The sequence below is a fragment of the Staphylococcus muscae genome, assembly GCF_003019275.1.
Lineage (GTDB): Bacteria > Bacillota > Bacilli > Staphylococcales > Staphylococcaceae > Staphylococcus > Staphylococcus muscae.
The window spans coordinates 1,628,336-1,651,193 of sequence record NZ_CP027848.1 but is presented as its reverse complement, the minus strand read 5'-3'; the positions used below and the strand labels follow the sequence as shown (position 1 = coordinate 1,651,193).

Genomic DNA, 22,858 nt, shown 5'->3' with positions numbered 1-22,858 from the left:
GCATCACCTTCTCACCTTTAATAATAATTAATCACTGGTAACAACCGTTTCATGATATTGGCACGAATAATATCTCTAGCCGCCACATCTAACTTCAATGTTTCACGATCAATAACTGCCGCAATCATTTTTGCTTCTCGTTCCGTAATCAAATCATTCTCGAGCAGACCATCAATAATATAATACGCTTGCTGTTGCGATAAGGATGTACCAATCAACGACAACAAGTGTTTAATGTAATTCGCATGATCTTTCGTTTCTATCTTGGTGATTCGGATATAACCACCACCACCACGCTTACTCTCTATTTCATACCCATGTTCATTCGTAAATCTTGTCTTTATCACATAGTTGAGCTGAGATGGTACGCAATCGAAACGTTCAGCAATATTCGCACGCTGTATCTCTACAACGTCGGCTTGCGCTTCTTCAAACAACTGCTTAATATATTGCTCTATGATATCTGACATATTGTGCATCATATCACCCCTTTTGACCATCTTTGACTATATTATATGACCCTCTTTGACCTTTTTCAACCAATATGTTTTCCAATTTATCAATTTGTTATGTTATTGCTTTCATTTATGTTGTATTATAGAGTTAGTGAAAATATTAATAAATTTGAATAAGAGGTGTCATGCATGCATATTATTATTGGGATTGTCGGCATCGTTGTCTTCTTAGCGCTCGCGCTTCTTGCAAGCTCAGACAGAAAAAATGTGCGCTGGCAATACATAGGTCTTATGCTTGCCATCCAAGTCGTTTTAGCCTTTTTCTTACTTAAAACGAGCATCGGGATTAAAATTGTTGGTGGCGTAGCATCAGGGTTTGGATATTTGCTTCAACAAGCATCTGAAGGGATTAACTTTGTATTCGGCGGCTTAATGAACGAAGGGGAATCTACTTTCTTCATTAACGTATTATTACCGATCGTGTTTATTTCAGCATTAATCGGGATTTTACAATATTTAAAGATTTTACCAGTTATCATTAACGTACTTGGTTTCTTGATTTCAAAAGTTAACGGTATGGGACGTTTAGAATCATATAATGCTGTTGCTTCAGCAATCTTAGGTCAGTCTGAAGTATTCATTTCATTGAAAAAACAATTACCGTTCATTCCAAAACACCGTTTATACACATTGACAGCATCTGCCATGTCAACAGTTTCTGCGTCAATCGTTGGGGCATACTTCACAATGATCAAACCAGAATTCGTTGTAACAGCTGTTGTCTTAAACTTATTCGGTGGTTTCATCATCGCATCAATCATCAATCCATACAAAGTGGATGAAGAAAATGATAAGTTACTTATCGATACAGACGAGAAAAAACAATCATTCTTTGAAATGTTAGGGGAATACATTTTAGATGGTTTCAAAGTTGCTGTTATCGTAGGTGCCATGTTAATTGGTTATATCGCATTGATTTCATTATTAAACGGAATTGTTGGCGGTATTATCGCAATGGTTTCAGGCGGTTCGTTAGACTGGAACTTCCAAACATTAATCGGCTTTATCTTCGCACCACTTGCGTTCTTAACAGGGATTCCTTGGAGCGATGCTGTTGACGCTGGTTCAATCATGGCAACAAAATTATTATCAAACGAATTCGTCGCAATGACAGAACTTGGCAAAGTAGAAGGCTTATCAGACCGTGCAGTTGGTGTCGTATCTGTCTTCTTAGTATCATTTGCCAACTTCAGCTCAATCGGTATCATCTCAGGTGCCATCAAATCATTAAACGATGAAAAAGGTGACGTTGTTGCCCGCTTCGGATTAAAACTATTATTCGGTGCAACACTTGTATCATTCATCTCTGCAACAATCGCAGGATTCTTTATTTAATATGACAAAAGCCATTCAAGTTCGACAATGAACTTGAATGGCTTTTTCTTATGGAAAGATACAATTGCTCAAACAAAATTTATCCATAATTGATAACGCCCTACTTTTAATTTCTCTATAAAGAAACCACTTTTTCAATAAAGTAACGCATCATTGATGTATCTTCCGTTAATTCTGGATGGAATGATACACCTAAGTAACGTCCTTGTTGTACCGCAATGATTTTGTCATCAATGGTACCAAGTACAGAAACACCTTCACGTACGGATTGGATATGTGGCGCACGGATAAAGACACCTTCTACTGGCTGCTCAATCCCTTCAATATCTAACATCGATTCAAAACTATCTACTTGGCGACCAAATGAATTACGTTCAACCGTAATATTCAACTTTTTCAAGTACCCTTCTTCGCCTTCAATATCATCTGCAAGCACGATGAGTCCTGCACAAGTACCATACATCGGTAGTGAAGATTCACACAATGCCTCTCTGAAGCCATATAACGTCATCAAACGACGTAACGTTGTAGACTCACCACCTGGTATCACCAAACCATCTAACGTCTCTAACTGTGCGACAGTCTTCACAGCGACCGCCTCATGATCACACGCTTCAATCTGTCGCATATGCTCACGAACAGCCCCTTGTAATGCTAATACACCAATTCTCATCTTACCAACCACGCTCTTGCATGCGTTCTTCTAATGAAAGTTGATTGATATCCAATCCTTTCATTGCCGCACCTAAATCTTTCGCAAGACGACCGATTAATTCATAATCTTGATAATGTGTTGTTGCTTGTACAATCGCTTTAGCAAATGTTTCTGGATCCTCTGATTTGAAAATACCTGAGCCAACAAAGACACCATCTGCACCAAGTTCCATCATCAATGCCGCATCTTGTGGCGTTGCAACGCCACCCGCCGCAAAGTTAACAACTGGTAAACGACCATGCTTTTTAATGTCTTGCAAGATATGGTATGGCGCACCTATGTTTTTCGCTTCCGTCATCAACTCATCGTCACTCATTACCGTAATGCGTGCTACTTCTTGGTTCACTTGACGCATATGACGTACCGCTTCAACGATGTTCCCTGTTCCCGGCTCACCCTTCGTACGTAACATCGCTGCACCTTCACCGATACGACGTGCTGCTTCACCTAAGTTACGACAGCCACATACGAATGGAACAGTGTAATCACTTTTCTTCAAATGAAACACTTCATCCGCTGGTGTTAATACTTCTGATTCATCTATGTAATCGACACTCATCGCTTCTAATACACGTGCTTCTGTAATATGACCAATACGGCATTTCGCCATCACTGGAATTGATACAGCATTCATCACTTCTTCTACGATTTTCGGGTTACATGCACGTGCCACGCCTCCTGCTGCACGGATATCCGATGGTACACGTTCCAACGCCATGACTGCTACTGCACCTGCAGCCTCTGCAATTTTTGCTTGCTCAGCATTTACAACGTCCATGATGACGCCACCCTTTTGCATTTCTGCCATCCCACGTTTTACACGTTCTGATCCAACTTGTTTCGTCATAATTTATTTCCCCCTTTATAGTTGTTTAGATGTAGCTTATACTAATAATTGAACTGGTTAAAGTATCAAATTAACAAAAAATAAAAGGGTCAGATTGGAGAACAACAAATGGAAATGCTTATGTTTCATATCGATAAGTCACAAAAACAACCGATTTACATGCAATTATATGAAAATATTCGCAACAGTATTATTAACGGACAACTACAAGAAGGTGAAAAATTACCGTCAAAACGTTTATTAGGAGACTATCTATCCATTAGTCAAACAACCATTGAAAATGCTTATGCACAATTACTGGATGAGGGATATATTTATAGCAAACAACGTTCAGGATATTTCGTGAGTGATATTGATACATTACCGCTCATTACACCACAAAGACACGCTGTTACAAAGCCAAAAACAGATCATTTGTATCGTTATAACTTCCAACTAGGGGCGATTGATAAAGCATATTTTCCATTCGAACAATTTCGTAAGTTTTCCAAAGAAGCATTCGATAAGTCACAAGACAACTTGATTGAATCTGGAGACCCACAAGGTGACTTCACTTTACGTCAACAAATCAGTCACTATCTTTTTCACAGTCGTGGTGTCCAATCAACACCTGAACAAGTTATCATTGCTTCATCGACTGAACAACTATTATCTATCATTACAGATTTATTACCTAAACAACACGCATTTATGCTGGAAGACCCAATCTATCCACAAGTGCCACAGCTACTAACTCGAAAACACATTCCGTATCAATTTATTCCCGTACAAGCAAATGGTATTCATATAGATCATATTGAACAATGTCAAAATAACATTGTATACATCACACCCAGTCACCAGTTCCCGACAGGTGTAACCATGAGCCTACAAAACAGAATAAAATTACTCAAATGGGCAAGTCAACATTCTGAGCGCTATATTATTGAAGACGATTATGATTCTGAATTTCGATATGAAGGAAAGCCAATTCCTGCACTTCAAAGTTTAGACAAAGCAGAGCGCGTCATTTACGTCAGTACTTTCTCAAAGTCAATCGCCCCGAGTATTCGTATCGCTTATGCCGTTCTTCCCGTTCATCTCACTGAACAGTATCAACGGACCGCCAATATTGAAGGCGGTACGGTCCCACGTCATACGCAATATATCGTCAGCCAGTTTATGGAAAGTAACCAGTTTGAACGTCATCTCAATCGCATGAGAAAAATCTATCGTCAAAAACGTGATGTACTCATAAACTATCTATCACAATACCCATCTGTATGCAAAATCGATGGCGCACAAACAGGCATGCATTTCGTCATTACCATTACAAATGGATTAAGTGAACAAGCGTGTTTAAAACGTTTCAAAGCATACGATATCAACTTACAAACATTGTCACATTACCGCTTTCAACAGCTTGATACTCCCCCAAGTTTCGTCATTGGATTTGGTGGTATTGATGATAGCGCCCTCCAACATCATGCCGAACAACTCATTCGAGCATTACAAACCTCATAAAAAACAAACCTCCTTACCAAGCCGAAGAAAACTTGAAAGGAGGTTTCATTCAATATTCTAATAAATGTGGGTTACGTTGATCACCCTTGTCGTACAATGCAATCTCTTGTAACTGCATCAACGCTCGTCGTATTTGTGCATAATTGTTCAACACTGGCAATGTCATCATTTCATCTTGTGCAATACCTTGCTCGAAATGTTTGGCAATATTTTCAAACACAAGCAAATACTTACCCATTGTATCTGTGTTCAACAAATCTTTTGGTGGGAATTGAAAACATTGAAGTAGCTTAAAATGAATCTGTTGTAACAAAAACATAGCCGGATAATAATATTGTGTTCGCTTCCGGTTAGAAGACCATTCCCCATACGCATGGCGATATAGTGTCTCCATATTATCCAACATCAACTTTAACCTTAAAATATCCCGTCGTGCCGTTGTCTCAATAGGATAACCATTGTTTGAAAATAAATAATGAAACATTTGACTCTCAATACGTGTCACATGACCCATCATTTCAGGCAGACGCTTACTTGCTAAACGTCGTCCTATTAACAGCACACCAAGAACCGCAATAAGAATACCTACTGTCGTATCAAGAAAACGAGGTAACGCAATCATCATCGTTAAATGACCTTGTGCCAAACCACCAAGCAAAATAACCTGCACCGTAATCACACTCATCGCCAAAGCATAGTTTGCCGCAATAAACATCTCAGTCAATGCGCTACAAATACACATGACAAAGACAACCACTATGAGACTCGGTTCAAACCATAAAAGCGCAATAGCCATTACGATACCAATCAGTGTCCCAATCCAACGACCACCTGCTCTCTCAATACTCGCAATTGTCGTACCCCCGATCAATACCGTGTGAGCACTTAACGGAATCCAATAAGCCCGTTCAAAGTCAAAAGCCAAAGCAACCACAATCGCACAGCCTACAATCACTGTGTACTTCATTGTCGCAATAAAATTCATTGATTCTGGTGTTAAATTATATCTCAATCGTGCCAAATACTGAGGAGATGTAACGTGCGTTTGACGTTTCACCTGATGATCCGGCATATGTAATACCTCATCCACTTTGTAAATCAGCTGAACTAAACCATCGTATTCATTTGATATATCAATACGTTTACGCCACGGCGTTTTCGGTGCAACCCCTTCAACAACACTCGACGTAATATAATCCATCATTTCGATTACAATTGATGGCAATGGGCGATGACCTTTCGCATTCAACTCCAGCAATTCTGAATAAATTCCTTCAGCCACACGATGCAACAGAATGAGTCTTTGATATGCAGGTGACTTTCGTTGTAAAGCCGAGCGCGTCGTACTTAGAATATCCGATGACATCATCAATGTATTTACTGCTGATTTTGTTAAATCATTAAATGTCACTTGATCATTAAAATGATACACTAATTGTCGAACATGTATAAAATCTTGTTGAACTGCCGCTTGTTCTGGTTGTTCTCCTTTTAACTTACTTTCCACATAAACAAGAATCATCCCTAACAAGCCACCACATCCAACTAAAGCACCTCGATACAAAAAGGCATGAGGATCTTCAGGCATTACACTCGATAAACTATAAGCAATAATAAAGAATGTTGAAGAAGGCCCCGGAATATGGAGTGTGGTAAAAACATAATATGGAATGACAGCTACTAAGAGAAGTCCAATACCAAATAAAATCGGATAACTCACAGTGAATGTCCCCATCATCATCGCAGCAACCAAACCACACGTCGCAAAAGTCACTGCACGCATACGCGATGTGAAAGTTCCTTTGAAAACATAAATATGTGCAAATGTACCAATTGAAATGAGCAACGCTAACGCCATCTGACTTGTATAAACACCATATAAGAAGGGAATTAGCATCAACAAACCTTGACGAATACCTCTATTTACATCAATCTTGTCAATCGCAACAAAAGTGACATTTTTCAAATACCCTTTCATCCTAATGCTCCTTTCTTAAACGCAAAAAAAGAGAAGTCATCGAGACCTCTCTTAGAAGAATTACCTGGCACCGTCCTACTCTAGCGGAACGTCAGTTCAACTACCATCGGCGCTAAAGAGCTTAACTTCTGTGTTCGACATGGGAACAGGTGTGACCTCTTTGCCATTGGCACCAGATAAATTTGAATGTTATACATTCAAAACTAGATAGTAAGTATATCAGTTACACAAACAAAACCTTGTGAAAAAATTTGATTAAGTCTTCGATCGATTAGTATTCGTCAGCTCCACGTATCACTACGCTTCCACCTCGAACCTATTAACCTCATCATCTTTGAGGGATCTTATAACCGAAGTTGGGAAATCTCATCTCGAGGGGGGCTTCATGCTTAGATGCTTTCAGCACTTATCCCGTCCATACATAGCTACCCAGCTATGCCGCTGGCGCGACAACTGGTACACCAGAGGTATGTCCATCCCGGTCCTCTCGTACTAAGGACAGCGCCTCTCAAATTTCCTACGCCCACGACGGATAGGGACCGAACTGTCTCACGACGTTCTGAACCCAGCTCGCGTACCGCTTTAATGGGCGAACAGCCCAACCCTTGGGACCGACTACAGCCCCAGGATGCGATGAGCCGACATCGAGGTGCCAAACCTCCCCGTCGATGTGAACTCTTGGGGGAGATAAGCCTGTTATCCCCGGGGTAGCTTTTATCCGTTGAGCGATGGCCCTTCCATGCGGAACCACCGGATCACTAAGTCCGTCTTTCGACCCTGCTCGACTTGTAGGTCTCGCAGTCAAGCTCCCTTATGCCTTTACACTCTTTGAATGATTTCCAACCATTCTGAGGGAACCTTTGAGCGCCTCCGTTACTCTTTAGGAGGCGACCGCCCCAGTCAAACTGCCCGCCTGACACTGTCTCCCAGCACGCTAAGTGCTGCGGGTTAGAAATCCAATACAATTAGGGTAGTATCCCACCAATGCCTCCACGTAAGCTAGCGCTCACGCTTCTATGGCTCCTACCTATCCTGTACAAACTGTACCGAATTTCAATATCAGGCTACAGTAAAGCTCCACGGGGTCTTTCCGTCCTGTCGCGGGTAACCGGCATCTTCACCGGTACTATGATTTCACCGAGTCTCTCGTTGAGACAGTGCCCAAATCGTTACGCCTTTCGTGCGGGTCGGAACTTACCCGACAAGGAATTTCGCTACCTTAGGACCGTTATAGTTACGGCCGCCGTTTACTGGGGCTTCGATTCGTAGCTTCGCAGAAGCTAACCACTCCTCTTAACCTTCCAGCACCGGGCAGGCGTCAGCCCCTATACGTCACCTTACGGTTTAGCAGAGACCTGTGTTTTTGATAAACAGTCGCTTGGGCCTATTCACTGCGGCTCTTCAGAGCGTGAACCCTAAAGAGCACCCCTTCTCCCGAAGTTACGGGGTCATTTTGCCGAGTTCCTTAACGAGAGTTCGCTCGCTCACCTTAGAATTCTCATCTTGACTACCTGTGTCGGTTTGCGGTACGGGCACCTATTTTCTAGCTAGAGGCTTTTCTCGGCAGTGTGAAATCAACGACTCGAAGAAACTTGTTTCTTCTCCCCATCACAGCTCAATCTTTACGAGTGCCGGATTTGCCTAACACTCAATCTCACTGCTTAGACGTGCACTCCAACAGCACGCTTCGCCTATCCTACTGCGTCCCCCCATCGCTTAAAACGAATTTAGGTGGTACAGGAATATCAACCTGTTATCCATCGCCTACGCCTTTCGGCCTCAGCTTAGGACCCGACTAACCCAGAGCGGACGAGCCTTCCTCTGGAAACCTTAGTCAATCGGTGGACGGGATTCTCACCCGTCTTTCGCTACTCACACCGGCATTCTCACTTCTAAGCGCTCCACATGTCCTTGCGATCATGCTTCAACGCCCTTAGAACGCTCTCCTACCATTGTCCTACGGACAATCCACAGCTTCGGTAATATGTTTAGCCCCGGTACATTTTCGGCGCAGTGTCACTCGACTAGTGAGCTATTACGCACTCTTTAAATGATGGCTGCTTCTAAGCCAACATCCTAGTTGTCTGGGCAACGCCACATCCTTTTCCACTTAACATATATTTTGGGACCTTAGCTGGTGGTCTGGGCTGTTTCCCTTTCGAATATGGACCTTATCACCCACATTCTGACTCCCAAGTTAAATTATTTGGCATTCGGAGTTTGTCTGAATTCGGTAACCCGAGAGGGGCCCCTCGTCCAAACAGTGCTCTACCTCCAATAATCATCACTTGAGGCTAGCCCTAAAGCTATTTCGGAGAGAACCAGCTATCTCCAAGTTCGATTGGAATTTCTCCGCTACCCTCAGTTCATCCGCTCACTTTTCAACGTAAGTCGGTTCGGTCCTCCATTCAGTGTTACCTGAACTTCAACCTGACCAAGGGTAGATCACCTGGTTTCGGGTCTACGACCAAATACTCATTCGCCCTATTCAGACTCGCTTTCGCTACGGCTCCACATTTTCTGCTTAACCTTGCATCAGATCGTAACTCGCCGGTTCATTCTACAAAAGGCACGCCATCACCCATTAACGGGCTCTGACTACTTGTAAGCACACGGTTTCAAGTTCTCTTTCACTCCCCTTCCGGGGTACTTTTCACCTTTCCCTCACGGTACTGGTTCACTATCGGTCACTAGAGAGTATTTAGCCTTAGGAGATGGTCCTCCCAGATTCCGACGGAATTTCACGTGCTCCGCCGTACTCAGGATCCACTCAAGAGAGGTCACGTTTTCGACTACAGGATTATTACCTTCTATGATTAACCTTTCCAGGTTATTCGTCTAACATGTCCTTTTGTAACTCCGTATAGAGTGTCCTACAACCCCAACAAGCAAGCTTGTTGGTTTGGGCTCTTCCCGTTTCGCTCGCCGCTACTCAGGGAATCGATTTTTCTTTCTCTTCCTCCGGGTACTAAGATGTTTCAGTTCTCCGGGTCTGCCTTCTTACATGCTATGTATTCACATGTAGATAACACGACATAACTCGTGCTGGGTTTCCCCATTCGGAAATCTCTGGATCACAGCTTACTTACAGCTCCCCAAAGCATATCGTCGTTAGTAACGTCCTTCTTCGGCTTCTAGTGCCAAGGTATTCACCGTGCGCCCTTAATAACTTAATCTTTGTGATGTTTTGGCAATCGTTAATCACGATTCCAACATCCACCAGTTATTAATTATGTGAGTCGTCATTTGACGACTAGCGATAATTTTTTTAGTTTCAAGCTTTCGCTATTCACTCGGTTTTTGCTTGGTAAAATCATTTATACTTACTTATCTAGTTTTCAATGTACAATTTTCATCATTTAAGTTTTAAATTAAATGGTGGGCCTAAGTGGACTCGAACCACCGACCTCACGCTTATCAGGCGTGCGCTCTAACCAGCTGAGCTATAGGCCCATTTGAAATATTGAATTCTCAAATAATGAGCATTCAAAACTGAATACAATATGTCACGTTAATCCGCTTATCACCTAAAGGTGATATTCCGTATATTATCCTTAGAAAGGAGGTGATCCAGCCGCACCTTCCGATACGGCTACCTTGTTACGACTTCACCCCAATCATTTGTCCCACCTTCGACGGCTAGCTCCAAATGGTTACTCCACCGGCTTCGGGTGTTACAAACTCTCGTGGTGTGACGGGCGGTGTGTACAAGACCCGGGAACGTATTCACCGTAGCATGCTGATCTACGATTACTAGCGATTCCAGCTTCATGTAGTCGAGTTGCAGACTACAATCCGAACTGAGAACATCTTTATGGGATTTGCTTGACCTCGCGGTTTCGCTGCCCTTTGTAATGTCCATTGTAGCACGTGTGTAGCCCAAATCATAAGGGGCATGATGATTTGACGTCATCCCCACCTTCCTCCGGTTTGTCACCGGCAGTCAACTTAGAGTGCCCAACTTAATGATGGCAACTAAGCTCAAGGGTTGCGCTCGTTGCGGGACTTAACCCAACATCTCACGACACGAGCTGACGACAACCATGCACCACCTGTCACTTTGTCCTCCGAAGAGGAAAACACTATCTCTAGTGCGGTCAAAGGATGTCAAGATTTGGTAAGGTTCTTCGCGTTGCTTCGAATTAAACCACATGCTCCACCGCTTGTGCGGGTCCCCGTCAATTCCTTTGAGTTTCAGTCTTGCGACCGTACTCCCCAGGCGGAGTGCTTAATGCGTTAGCTGCAGCACTAAGGGGCGGAAACCCCCTAACACTTAGCACTCATCGTTTACGGCGTGGACTACCAGGGTATCTAATCCTGTTTGATCCCCACGCTTTCGCACATCAGCGTCAGTTGCAGACCAGAAAGCCGCCTTCGCCACTGGTGTTCCTCCATATCTCTGCGCATTTCACCGCTACACATGGAATTCCACTTTCCTCTTCTGCACTCAAGTTTTCCAGTTTCCAATGACCCTCCACGGTTGAGCCGTGGGCTTTCACATCAGACTTAAAAAACCGCCTACGCGCGCTTTACGCCCAATAATTCCGGATAACGCTTGCCACCTACGTATTACCGCGGCTGCTGGCACGTAGTTAGCCGTGGCTTTCTGATTAGGTACCGTCAAGACGTGCACAGTTACTTACACGTTTGTTCTTCCCTAATAACAGAGCTTTACGATCCGAAGACCTTCATCACTCACGCGGCGTTGCTCCGTCAGGCTTTCGCCCATTGCGGAAGATTCCCTACTGCTGCCTCCCGTAGGAGTCTGGACCGTGTCTCAGTTCCAGTGTGGCCGATCACCCTCTCAGGTCGGCTACGTATCGTCGCCTTGGTAAGCCGTTACCTTACCAACTAGCTAATACGGCGCGGGTCCATCTATAAGTGACAGCAAAACCGTCTTTCACTATTGAACCATGCGGTTCAATATATTATCCGGCATTAGCTCCGGTTTCCCGAAGTTATTCCAGTCTTATAGGTAGGTTACCCACGTGTTACTCACCCGTCCGCCGCTAACGTCAGAGGTGCAAGCACCTCGTCTGTTCGCTCGACTTGCATGTATTAGGCACGCCGCCAGCGTTCATCCTGAGCCAGGATCAAACTCTCCATAAAAGAAGTAAGCCTGATATAGCTCGTTTGATTGTTTAAGTCAATCACTCTTGAAAGTACTACTCAGAGTACTCAAATTATCGGAATTAACGTTGACATATTGTCATTCAGTTTTCAATGTTCATATCTATCTTTTGACTCGACAAGAAATAATTATAAATACTTCTTGTTCAAAAGTCAACTCTTTTATTAGATTTTTTCAAAAGAAAAATGACCGGATGGCCATAATAAAAGAATTACCTGGCACCGTCCTACTCTAGCGGAACGTCAGTTCAACTACCATCGGCGCTAAAGAGCTTAACTTCTGTGTTCGGCATGGGAACAGGTGTGACCTCTTTGCCATTGGCACCAGATAAATTTGAATGTTATACATTCAAAACTAGATAGTAAGTATATCAGTTACACAAACAAAACCTTGTGAAAAAATTTGATTAAGTCTTCGATCGATTAGTATTCGTCAGCTCCACGTATCACTACGCTTCCACCTCGAACCTATTAACCTCATCATCTTTGAGGGATCTTATAACCGAAGTTGGGAAATCTCATCTCGAGGGGGGCTTCATGCTTAGATGCTTTCAGCACTTATCCCGTCCATACATAGCTACCCAGCTATGCCGCTGGCGCGACAACTGGTACACCAGAGGTATGTCCATCCCGGTCCTCTCGTACTAAGGACAGCGCCTCTCAAATTTCCTACGCCCACGACGGATAGGGACCGAACTGTCTCACGACGTTCTGAACCCAGCTCGCGTACCGCTTTAATGGGCGAACAGCCCAACCCTTGGGACCGACTACAGCCCCAGGATGCGATGAGCCGACATCGAGGTGCCAAACCTCCCCGTCGATGTGAACTCTTGGGGGAGATAAGCCTGTTATCCCCGGGGTAGCTTTTATCCGTTGAGCGATGGCCCTTCCATGCGGAACCACCGGATCACTAAGTCCGTCTTTCGACCCTGCTCGACTTGTAGGTCTCGCAGTCAAGCTCCCTTATGCCTTTACACTCTTTGAATGATTTCCAACCATTCTGAGGGAACCTTTGAGCGCCTCCGTTACTCTTTAGGAGGCGACCGCCCCAGTCAAACTGCCCGCCTGACACTGTCTCCCAGCACGCTAAGTGCTGCGGGTTAGAAATCCAATACAATTAGGGTAGTATCCCACCAATGCCTCCACGTAAGCTAGCGCTCACGCTTCTATGGCTCCTACCTATCCTGTACAAACTGTACCGAATTTCAATATCAGGCTACAGTAAAGCTCCACGGGGTCTTTCCGTCCTGTCGCGGGTAACCGGCATCTTCACCGGTACTATGATTTCACCGAGTCTCTCGTTGAGACAGTGCCCAAATCGTTACGCCTTTCGTGCGGGTCGGAACTTACCCGACAAGGAATTTCGCTACCTTAGGACCGTTATAGTTACGGCCGCCGTTTACTGGGGCTTCGATTCGTAGCTTCGCAGAAGCTAACCACTCCTCTTAACCTTCCAGCACCGGGCAGGCGTCAGCCCCTATACGTCACCTTACGGTTTAGCAGAGACCTGTGTTTTTGATAAACAGTCGCTTGGGCCTATTCACTGCGGCTCTTCAGAGCGTGAACCCTAAAGAGCACCCCTTCTCCCGAAGTTACGGGGTCATTTTGCCGAGTTCCTTAACGAGAGTTCGCTCGCTCACCTTAGAATTCTCATCTTGACTACCTGTGTCGGTTTGCGGTACGGGCACCTATTTTCTAGCTAGAGGCTTTTCTCGGCAGTGTGAAATCAACGACTCGAAGAAACTTGTTTCTTCTCCCCATCACAGCTCAATCTTTACGAGTGCCGGATTTGCCTAACACTCAATCTCACTGCTTAGACGTGCACTCCAACAGCACGCTTCGCCTATCCTACTGCGTCCCCCCATCGCTTAAAACGAATTTAGGTGGTACAGGAATATCAACCTGTTATCCATCGCCTACGCCTTTCGGCCTCAGCTTAGGACCCGACTAACCCAGAGCGGACGAGCCTTCCTCTGGAAACCTTAGTCAATCGGTGGACGGGATTCTCACCCGTCTTTCGCTACTCACACCGGCATTCTCACTTCTAAGCGCTCCACATGTCCTTGCGATCATGCTTCAACGCCCTTAGAACGCTCTCCTACCATTGTCCTACGGACAATCCACAGCTTCGGTAATATGTTTAGCCCCGGTACATTTTCGGCGCAGTGTCACTCGACTAGTGAGCTATTACGCACTCTTTAAATGATGGCTGCTTCTAAGCCAACATCCTAGTTGTCTGGGCAACGCCACATCCTTTTCCACTTAACATATATTTTGGGACCTTAGCTGGTGGTCTGGGCTGTTTCCCTTTCGAATATGGACCTTATCACCCACATTCTGACTCCCAAGTTAAATTATTTGGCATTCGGAGTTTGTCTGAATTCGGTAACCCGAGAGGGGCCCCTCGTCCAAACAGTGCTCTACCTCCAATAATCATCACTTGAGGCTAGCCCTAAAGCTATTTCGGAGAGAACCAGCTATCTCCAAGTTCGATTGGAATTTCTCCGCTACCCTCAGTTCATCCGCTCACTTTTCAACGTAAGTCGGTTCGGTCCTCCATTCAGTGTTACCTGAACTTCAACCTGACCAAGGGTAGATCACCTGGTTTCGGGTCTACGACCAAATACTCATTCGCCCTATTCAGACTCGCTTTCGCTACGGCTCCACATTTTCTGCTTAACCTTGCATCAGATCGTAACTCGCCGGTTCATTCTACAAAAGGCACGCCATCACCCATTAACGGGCTCTGACTACTTGTAAGCACACGGTTTCAAGTTCTCTTTCACTCCCCTTCCGGGGTACTTTTCACCTTTCCCTCACGGTACTGGTTCACTATCGGTCACTAGAGAGTATTTAGCCTTAGGAGATGGTCCTCCCAGATTCCGACGGAATTTCACGTGCTCCGCCGTACTCAGGATCCACTCAAGAGAGGTCACGTTTTCGACTACAGGATTATTACCTTCTATGATTAACCTTTCCAGGTTATTCGTCTAACATGTCCTTTTGTAACTCCGTATAGAGTGTCCTACAACCCCAACAAGCAAGCTTGTTGGTTTGGGCTCTTCCCGTTTCGCTCGCCGCTACTCAGGGAATCGATTTTTCTTTCTCTTCCTCCGGGTACTAAGATGTTTCAGTTCTCCGGGTCTGCCTTCTTACATGCTATGTATTCACATGTAGATAACACGACATAACTCGTGCTGGGTTTCCCCATTCGGAAATCTCTGGATCACAGCTTACTTACAGCTCCCCAAAGCATATCGTCGTTAGTAACGTCCTTCTTCGGCTTCTAGTGCCAAGGTATTCACCGTGCGCCCTTAATAACTTAATCTACTTTTGATTGACAATCGCTCGCATTCTGCTTCATCATTTCACAATCGCTCGATTACTTACACATAGTAAGCGCACTCGCTCTTGTTCATGATTTATAGACTGACAAGCGTTTTCAATTCAAAACTGTGTTATTAATTATGTGAGTCGTCATTTGACGACTAGCGATAATTTTTTTAGTTTCAAGCTTTCGCTATTCACTCGGTTTTTGCTTGGTAAAATCATTTATACTTACTTATCTAGTTTTCAATGTACAAACAATTTGTTTGCCAAACGTTCGCATTCGTCTTCATCATTTCATAATCACTCGATTACTTACACAAAGTAAGCTCACTCGTTCTTATTCATGATTCATAGACTGACAAACGTTTTCAATACAAATTTAATTATAGGTTGAATCCTCAAATATGAGCATTCAAAACTGAATACAATATGTCACGTTAATCCGCTTATCACCTAAAGGTGATATTCCGTATATTATCCTTAGAAAGGAGGTGATCCAGCCGCACCTTCCGATACGGCTACCTTGTTACGACTTCACCCCAATCATTTGTCCCACCTTCGACGGCTAGCTCCAAATGGTTACTCCACCGGCTTCGGGTGTTACAAACTCTCGTGGTGTGACGGGCGGTGTGTACAAGACCCGGGAACGTATTCACCGTAGCATGCTGATCTACGATTACTAGCGATTCCAGCTTCATGTAGTCGAGTTGCAGACTACAATCCGAACTGAGAACATCTTTATGGGATTTGCTTGACCTCGCGGTTTCGCTGCCCTTTGTAATGTCCATTGTAGCACGTGTGTAGCCCAAATCATAAGGGGCATGATGATTTGACGTCATCCCCACCTTCCTCCGGTTTGTCACCGGCAGTCAACTTAGAGTGCCCAACTTAATGATGGCAACTAAGCTCAAGGGTTGCGCTCGTTGCGGGACTTAACCCAACATCTCACGACACGAGCTGACGACAACCATGCACCACCTGTCACTTTGTCCTCCGAAGAGGAAAACACTATCTCTAGTGCGGTCAAAGGATGTCAAGATTTGGTAAGGTTCTTCGCGTTGCTTCGAATTAAACCACATGCTCCACCGCTTGTGCGGGTCCCCGTCAATTCCTTTGAGTTTCAGTCTTGCGACCGTACTCCCCAGGCGGAGTGCTTAATGCGTTAGCTGCAGCACTAAGGGGCGGAAACCCCCTAACACTTAGCACTCATCGTTTACGGCGTGGACTACCAGGGTATCTAATCCTGTTTGATCCCCACGCTTTCGCACATCAGCGTCAGTTGCAGACCAGAAAGCCGCCTTCGCCACTGGTGTTCCTCCATATCTCTGCGCATTTCACCGCTACACATGGAATTCCACTTTCCTCTTCTGCACTCAAGTTTTCCAGTTTCCAATGACCCTCCACGGTTGAGCCGTGGGCTTTCACATCAGACTTAAAAAACCGCCTACGCGCGCTTTACGCCCAATAATTCCGGATAACGCTTGCCACCTACGTATTACCGCGGCTGCTGGCACGTAGTTAGCCGTGGCTTTCTGATTAGGTACCGTCAAGACGTGCACAGTTACTTACACGTTTGTTCTTCCCTAATAACAGAGCTTTACGATCCGAAGACCTTCATCACTCACGCGGCGTTGCTCCGTCAGGCTTTCGCCCATTGCGGAAGATTCCCTACTGCTGCCTCCCGTAGGAGTCTGGACCGTGTCTCAGTTCCAGTGTGGCCGATCACCCTCTCAGGTCGGCTACGTATCGTCGCCTTGGTAAGCCGTTACCTTACCAACTAGCTAATACGGCGCGGGTCCATCTATAAGTGACAGCAAAACCGTCTTTCACTATTGAACCATGCGGTTCAATATATTATCCGGCATTAGCTCCGGTTTCCCGAAGTTATTCCAGTCTTATAGGTAGGTTACCCACGTGTTACTCACCCGTCCGCCGCTAACGTCAGAGGTGCAAGCACCTCGTCTGTTCGCTCGACTTGCATGTATTAGGCACGCCGCCAGCGTTCATCCTGAGCCAGGATCAAACTCTCCATAAAAGAAGTAAGCTTGATATAGCTCGTTTGATTGTTTAAGTCAATCACTCTTGAAAGTACTACTCTGAGTACTCAAATTATCGGAATTAACGTTGACATATTGTCATTCAGTTTTCAATGTTCATGTTTAAAAAATAATGGTGGAGACTAGCGGGATCGAACCGCTGACCTCCTGCGTGCAAAGCAGGCGCTCTCCCAGCTGAGCTAAGCCCCCATAAATTTATTTTAGTAAGTCGGGAAGACAGGATTTGAACCTGCGACCCCTTGGTCCCAAACCAAGTGCTCTACCAAGCTGAGCTACTTCCCGTTATTAAAATGGCGCGCCCGATAGGAGTCGAACCCATAACCTCTTGATCCGTAGTCAAACGCTCTATCCAATTGAGCTACGGGCGCTTATAAAATATTAAGATGGTGCCGAGGACCGGAATCGAACCGGTACGGTAATCACTTACCGCAGGATTTTAAGTCCTGTGCGTCTGCCAGTTCCGCCACCCCGGCAAAATAATGGAGCAGAAGACGGGATTCGAACCCGCGACCCCAACCTTGGCAAGGTTGTATTCTACCGCTGAACTACTTCTGCTTTGTAAAATTGATATGATGAGCCATAGAGGATTCGAACCTCTGACCCTCTGATTAAAAGTCAGATGCTCTACCAACTGAGCTAATGGCTCAAAGAATGGTGCCGGCCAGAGGACTTGAACCCCCAACCTACTGATTACAAGTCAGTTGCTCTACCAATTGAGCTAGGCCGGCATAAATGGTGGAGAATGACGGGTTCGAACCGCCGACCCTCTGCTTGTAAGGCAGATGCTCTCCCAGCTGAGCTAATTCTCCATTATGTAATAGACTGGCAATGTCCTACTCTAGCGGAACGTCAGTTCAACTACCATCGGCGCTAAAGAGCTTAACTTCTGTGTTCGACATGGGAACAGGTGTGACCTCTTTGCCATTATCACCAGACAATTTTAATTGCGTAGCGCTTGATGACTACTTTATTAATAATACTAGGTTTGCAATAACTTTTCAACAGTTAATTTTACACTTTATTGACGTTTTTCGCAAACGTTTTGTTTCTTTTGCCATCTGATTTCAGCGACTTTTATATAATAAACAATCCAATAATAAAAGTCAACACTTTATATAATCTTTTTATTAATTTCTTTATTCAACAATGATATTCTTTTTCATATGATCTTGCCTCATATATTTCCTTACAAGAAAAAACAGCAAACACAGGCATTCACGCTGCGTCTGCTGTCCAATTCTATTCATTATTATTTTTGACGCATGTAAGGGAAAAGTAATACGTCACGGATAGATGGTGCATCTGTTAAGAGCATAACTAGACGATCGATACCAATACCGAGTCCACCTGTTGGCGGCATACCGTATTCTAAAGCCTCGATAAAATCATCATCCATTTCGTGTGCTTCATCGTTACCTTGTTCTTTTTCTACAAGTTGCGCTTCAAAGCGTTCACGTTGATCGATTGGATCATTAAGCTCTGTAAATGCATTCGCATGTTCACGTCCTACAATAAATAACTCGAATCGGTCTGTGAAACGTGGATCTTCTGGATTCTTTTTCGCTAATGGCGAGATTTCGATTGGATGACCATAAATAAATGTTGGTTGAATAAGCGTTTCTTCTACTTTTTGTTCAAAGAATTCATTTAAGATATGGCCATACTTCATGTGCTTATCCACTTCGATGCCATGTTCTTTCGCTACTTGGTGTGCTTCTTCATCTGATGTAATATCAAAGAAGTTGACACCTGTTGCTTCTTTAACTGCATCTACCATGTGCAGACGGCGCCATTTTGGTTCTAAATCGATTGTTTCTCCAGCGTATTGGATTGAAGTTGTTCCTAACACTTGGCGCGCAATATGTGCAACCATTTCTTCCGTAAGTGACATGATGTCTTTATAATCTGCATATGCTTCATATAATTCGATCATTGTGAATTCTGGGTTATGACGTGTAGAAACACCTTCATTACGGAATACACGACCGATTTCATACACTTTTTCAAGTCCACCAACAATTAAGCGTTTCAAATGCAACTCAATTGCAATACGCATGTAAAGTGTTGCATCTAACGCATTATGGTGTGTTACGAATGGGCGTGCAGCTGCACCACCAGCGATTTGGTGCATCATTGGTGTTTCAACTTCTAAGAATCCTTTACTGTTTAAGTAGTTACGCATTTCTTGAACAATGCGACTGCGGTTGATAAACGTTTGTGTTGATTCTTCATTCGTAATCAAGTCTAAATAACGTTGGCGGTAACGCTGCTCAATGTCTTGAAGACCATGATGTTTGTCTGGTAATGGACGTAATGCTTTAGACAAAAGTTTGAATGATTTCGCCTTAACTGACAATTCGCCTGTATTTGTTTTAAACATGACACCTTCAATACCTACGATGTCACCTAAGTCTGCTGATTTCCAGATATCGAATGCTTCGTCACCAACTTGGTCTTTTCTTACATAGATTTGTAATTGCCCTGTTAAGTCTTTGATATGCGCAAAACCAGCTTTACCTTTACCACGTTTTGTCATAATACGACCCGCAATAACTGTACGGCTTTCATCTTCTTTGTCTGCAAGTTCTTCTTTAGAATATTGATCCCAGTCTGCTTTCAAACTTTCTGCTGAACCTGTTCGTTCAAACTTTTCGCCAAATGGGTCGATCCCTAAGTCACGCAATTCTTGTAATTTTTGACGACGCACCTGCATCTGGTCATTCATTTCTTCTGTCATTCTTACCTCTCCTTTTCGTCTTACACTTCTACTTTTTGTTGTGCGTTCATTTCATCCCGGAAATTCGTAAGTATCTCAATCATTTCCGCTTCCGTCTCGGCTTGGTTCAAGGCTTTACGTGCTTTTCCGTTACCACGCACTCCTTTGAGGTACCATGATGCATGTTTACGCATTTCCATGACACCTACTTTCTCACCTTTTAATTCTACTAGACGGCGCAAATGTAATAAAGCAATATCAACTTTTTCTTCAATTTTCGGTTCTTCTATGAGTTCACCTGTTTCAAGGTAATGCACTGTTCGGTAAATCATCCAAGGGTTACCGAGCGCTTCACGACCGATCATCACAGCATCTACACCTGTTTCATCAAGCATTTTTTTCGCAAGTTCTGGACTTGTGACATCACCGTTACCGATGACTGGAATTGATACGGCTTCTTTCACTTGACGAATGATATCCCAGTCCGCTTCGCCTTCGTACATTTGTACACGTGTACGACCATGAATAGAAATAGCCGCAGCACCTGCACGCTCTGCTGCTTTTGCATTTTCTACGGCAAAGATATGATCTTCATCCCAACCGATGCGCATCTTACATGTCACCGGCTTACTAACACGTTCTGTTACAGCTGAAACCATTTCATATATTTTGTTCGGGTCTAACAACCAACGTGCCCCCGCCTCGCATTTAATGATTTTAGACACAGGACATCCCATGTTGATATCAATAATGTCGGCAGTTGTATGTTTATCTACATATTCTGCTGCTTCAACTAGCGTCTCTTTTTCACCACCAAAGATTTGAAGTGAAAGTGGGCGTTCATTTTCATCTATATATAACATTTTCATCGTCTTTGGGTTATTAAATAAAATGGCTTTGTCACTCACCATCTCTGCACATACAAGCCCTGCACCGAATTCCTTCACTGTAAGACGAAAGGCCGCATTACACACGCCTGCCATCGGGGCAAGAACGACTCTGTTCTCTATTTCAACATCTCCAATTTTCCACATAAATATGGATTCCTCCATTCTTTCCATTCTATCTATTTAACGTGCGCCTATTTGCCATAGCGGATAACTGTTTCGTCAGGCTTCACAAGTGTATGAATTGCCTTCCCAGATCTCGGCTCAATTACATCTGGTGCAATATCATTGAGCGGAATCATCACAAAAGCACGTTCTGTCATTCTTGGGTGCGGGACTGTAACACGTTCTGTTTCAATCACATCTTGTCCATATAAAAGAACGTCAATATCGATTGTACGTGGACCCCAGCGCACATCACGCACACGATGAAGTGCCGCTTCAACTTCAAGTCCTATATCTAGCAATTCTGTCGCTGATAATGTCGTTTGCACGTGCACACACACATTGAGAAAATCTGGCTGTTCCACATAACCGACTGGCTTTGTTTCATACATCGGTGATACAGCAACAACATCAATTTGCGCATGTTGATCCAATTGGGCAATCGCTTCGTTTATCTGCATTTCACGATTCCCGATATTCCCGCCTAGTCCTAGATATGCGTCTACCATTTATTTCACCCTTACTATCTCGATCCCAACACCTTGATAATATCCTGGTATGGGTGGATTTTTCTTAGTAATCCTTACTTTCGTTTCCATTACACGATTATAGTGTGAATTTATACGCTTTGCAATACGTTCCGCAAGATGTTCTAACAAATTAACAGGATCACTTTCCATGATTGCTTTCACGTCTTCATAAACTTCACCGTAATGCACGGTATCTTCTACACGGTCTGAATGCCCTGCCGCTTCAAGGTCGACTTTCATTTCAATATCGACTGTAAAGATTTGGCCGATATCATTTTCAGCGGGTAATGCCCCATGATAGGCATAAAATTCTAATCCTTGTAAAAATATTTTATCGTTCATTCTCATAACCTCTCAAATTATCCATCGCTGTTGCTAACCTTGCATTCATCAATACGTTATGAACACGTACACCATGTACACCTTTCATAATGCCATAGGCTGTCGTTGCAGCTGTGCCTTCATCACGTGCATCGACCTGGCTATCGCCACCGAGAATCTCGTTGATAAACCTTTTACGGCTTGTTGCTAATAATACTTTAAACCCTGTCGCAACAAGTGCATCGAGTTGTACCATTACTGTACGCTCTTCTTCACGTGTTTTGGCAAAACCAATGCCCGGATCTAGCCAAATGTGCTCTTTCGGGATTCCTGCCAAAACGGCTTTATTCGCTTGCTTCAATAATGTCACGAGCATTTCGTCCATGACAGGTTCATCGCGTTGTCCATCACCGTTATGCATCAAAATAATCTCAGCATCATGTGCAGCAACCACTTTGAAAATATCTGGGTCATAAAGTCCTGCCCATTGATCATTAATCATTGTTGCCCCCGCTTGAAGTGCTGCTTCTGCCACTTCGCTCCGATATGTGTCCACCGACAATGTTGCTGGTATATCTTTCAACGCTTCAACAACAGGAACGACACGTTTTTGTTCTTCTTCAACCGAGATCTCTTCAAAACCAGGGCGTGTTGAAATTCCTCCAACATCAATAATATGCGCACCGTCATGAATCATTTGTTCAGCATGTGCAACTGCTTTATTAACATCGTTATATTGACCACCATCAGAAAATGAATCTGGAGTGACGTTTAAAATACCCATAATCTGTGTTTCACGCATTAGAAAACTTCCTTTCATCGTTATCAC

11 protein-coding genes, 9 tRNA genes and 7 rRNA genes are annotated in these 22,858 nt (G+C 44.0%); 2 read left to right on the top strand and 25 right to left on the bottom strand.

Going from position 1 to position 22,858, the window contains the following annotated elements:
- Positions 1-17 precede the first annotated feature (17 nt).
- Positions 18-479: a CtsR family transcriptional regulator gene (locus C7J88_RS08095; protein ID WP_095115188.1), complete on the bottom strand. Its 462-nt coding sequence runs from the start codon at positions 477-479 to the stop codon at positions 18-20.
- Between the two features lie 165 nt (positions 480-644).
- On the opposite strand from C7J88_RS08095, the gene C7J88_RS08090 reads away from it, so the two are divergent.
- On the top strand, positions 645-1,850 hold the full coding sequence (locus C7J88_RS08090) for a NupC/NupG family nucleoside CNT transporter (RefSeq protein ID WP_095115186.1): 1,206 nt from the start codon (positions 645-647) through the stop codon (positions 1,848-1,850).
- A 115-nt stretch (positions 1,851-1,965) separates the two neighbouring features.
- On the opposite strand, the gene pdxT is transcribed toward C7J88_RS08090, so the two are convergent.
- Entirely contained in the window at positions 1,966-2,523 is a 558-nt protein-coding gene (gene pdxT, locus C7J88_RS08085; RefSeq protein ID WP_095115184.1) for a pyridoxal 5'-phosphate synthase glutaminase subunit PdxT, read from the bottom strand.
- 1 nt (position 2,524) lies between these two features.
- Complete coding sequence (pdxS, locus tag C7J88_RS08080; protein WP_095115182.1) at positions 2,525-3,412, bottom strand: pyridoxal 5'-phosphate synthase lyase subunit PdxS; 888 nt, start codon at positions 3,410-3,412, stop codon at positions 2,525-2,527.
- A gap of 108 nt (positions 3,413-3,520) precedes the next feature.
- Between pdxS and pdxR the strand changes: the two genes are divergently transcribed.
- Positions 3,521-4,915 (top strand): MocR-like pyridoxine biosynthesis transcription factor PdxR, encoded by a 1,395-nt coding sequence (gene pdxR, locus C7J88_RS08075; RefSeq protein WP_095115180.1) that lies wholly within the window; start codon positions 3,521-3,523, stop codon positions 4,913-4,915.
- Between the two features lie 49 nt (positions 4,916-4,964).
- On the opposite strand, the gene C7J88_RS08070 is transcribed toward pdxR, so the two are convergent.
- From C7J88_RS08070 to folP, 22 genes are all read right to left on the bottom strand, one after another.
- The gene (locus tag C7J88_RS08070; RefSeq protein WP_095115178.1) at positions 4,965-6,893 is read right to left on the bottom strand and encodes an FUSC family protein; all 1,929 of its coding nucleotides are present in this window, start codon (positions 6,891-6,893) and stop codon (positions 4,965-4,967) included.
- A gap of 62 nt (positions 6,894-6,955) precedes the next feature.
- Positions 6,956-7,070: ribosomal RNA gene (gene rrf, locus C7J88_RS08065) — 5S ribosomal RNA — on the bottom strand.
- 74 nt (positions 7,071-7,144) lie between these two features.
- Positions 7,145-10,069 (bottom strand): 23S ribosomal RNA (locus C7J88_RS08060).
- A gap of 200 nt (positions 10,070-10,269) precedes the next feature.
- Positions 10,270-10,346: transfer RNA gene (locus C7J88_RS08055), tRNA-Ile, on the bottom strand.
- Positions 10,347-10,451: 105 nt separating this feature from the next.
- Positions 10,452-12,002 (bottom strand): 16S ribosomal RNA (locus C7J88_RS08050).
- A 235-nt stretch (positions 12,003-12,237) separates the two neighbouring features.
- A 5S ribosomal RNA gene (gene rrf / locus C7J88_RS08045) occupies positions 12,238-12,352 on the bottom strand.
- Positions 12,353-12,426: 74 nt separating this feature from the next.
- A 23S ribosomal RNA gene (locus C7J88_RS08040) occupies positions 12,427-15,351 on the bottom strand.
- Positions 15,352-15,837: 486 nt separating this feature from the next.
- A 16S ribosomal RNA gene (locus C7J88_RS08035) occupies positions 15,838-17,388 on the bottom strand.
- 135 nt (positions 17,389-17,523) lie between these two features.
- Positions 17,524-17,599, bottom strand: a tRNA-Ala gene (locus tag C7J88_RS08030).
- Between the two features lie 19 nt (positions 17,600-17,618).
- Positions 17,619-17,692: transfer RNA gene (locus C7J88_RS08025), tRNA-Pro, on the bottom strand.
- A 9-nt stretch (positions 17,693-17,701) separates the two neighbouring features.
- Positions 17,702-17,778: transfer RNA gene (locus C7J88_RS08020), tRNA-Arg, on the bottom strand.
- 16 nt (positions 17,779-17,794) lie between these two features.
- Positions 17,795-17,883 (bottom strand) — tRNA-Leu (locus tag C7J88_RS08015).
- Positions 17,884-17,890: 7 nt separating this feature from the next.
- Positions 17,891-17,965: transfer RNA gene (locus C7J88_RS08010), tRNA-Gly, on the bottom strand.
- A gap of 18 nt (positions 17,966-17,983) precedes the next feature.
- Positions 17,984-18,056 (bottom strand) — tRNA-Lys (locus tag C7J88_RS08005).
- Positions 18,057-18,062: 6 nt separating this feature from the next.
- Positions 18,063-18,138, bottom strand: a tRNA-Thr gene (locus tag C7J88_RS08000).
- A gap of 5 nt (positions 18,139-18,143) precedes the next feature.
- Positions 18,144-18,219: transfer RNA gene (locus C7J88_RS07995), tRNA-Val, on the bottom strand.
- Between the two features lie 11 nt (positions 18,220-18,230).
- Positions 18,231-18,345, bottom strand: a 5S ribosomal RNA gene (rrf, locus tag C7J88_RS07990).
- Together the 16S, 23S and 5S rRNA genes with 9 tRNA genes alongside form the textbook arrangement of a ribosomal RNA operon.
- Positions 18,346-18,659: 314 nt before the next feature.
- A complete protein-coding gene (lysS, locus tag C7J88_RS07985) occupies positions 18,660-20,147 on the bottom strand; it encodes a lysine--tRNA ligase (RefSeq protein WP_095115176.1) in 1,488 nt (495 codons plus the stop codon).
- A gap of 20 nt (positions 20,148-20,167) precedes the next feature.
- Positions 20,168-21,160: a tRNA dihydrouridine synthase DusB gene (gene dusB / locus C7J88_RS07980; protein ID WP_095115174.1), complete on the bottom strand. Its 993-nt coding sequence runs from the start codon at positions 21,158-21,160 to the stop codon at positions 20,168-20,170.
- Between the two features lie 47 nt (positions 21,161-21,207).
- Positions 21,208-21,687, bottom strand: coding sequence for a 2-amino-4-hydroxy-6-hydroxymethyldihydropteridine diphosphokinase (folK, locus tag C7J88_RS07975; protein ID WP_095115172.1), 480 nt, complete (start codon positions 21,685-21,687; stop codon positions 21,208-21,210).
- On the bottom strand, positions 21,688-22,050 hold the full coding sequence (folB, locus tag C7J88_RS07970) for a dihydroneopterin aldolase (protein WP_095115170.1): 363 nt from the start codon (positions 22,048-22,050) through the stop codon (positions 21,688-21,690).
- A complete protein-coding gene (folP, locus tag C7J88_RS07965; protein ID WP_095115168.1) occupies positions 22,040-22,831 on the bottom strand; it encodes a dihydropteroate synthase in 792 nt (263 codons plus the stop codon). The genes folB and folP overlap by 11 nt, the downstream gene beginning before the upstream one ends.
- Between the last annotated feature and the right edge of the window lie 27 nt (positions 22,832-22,858).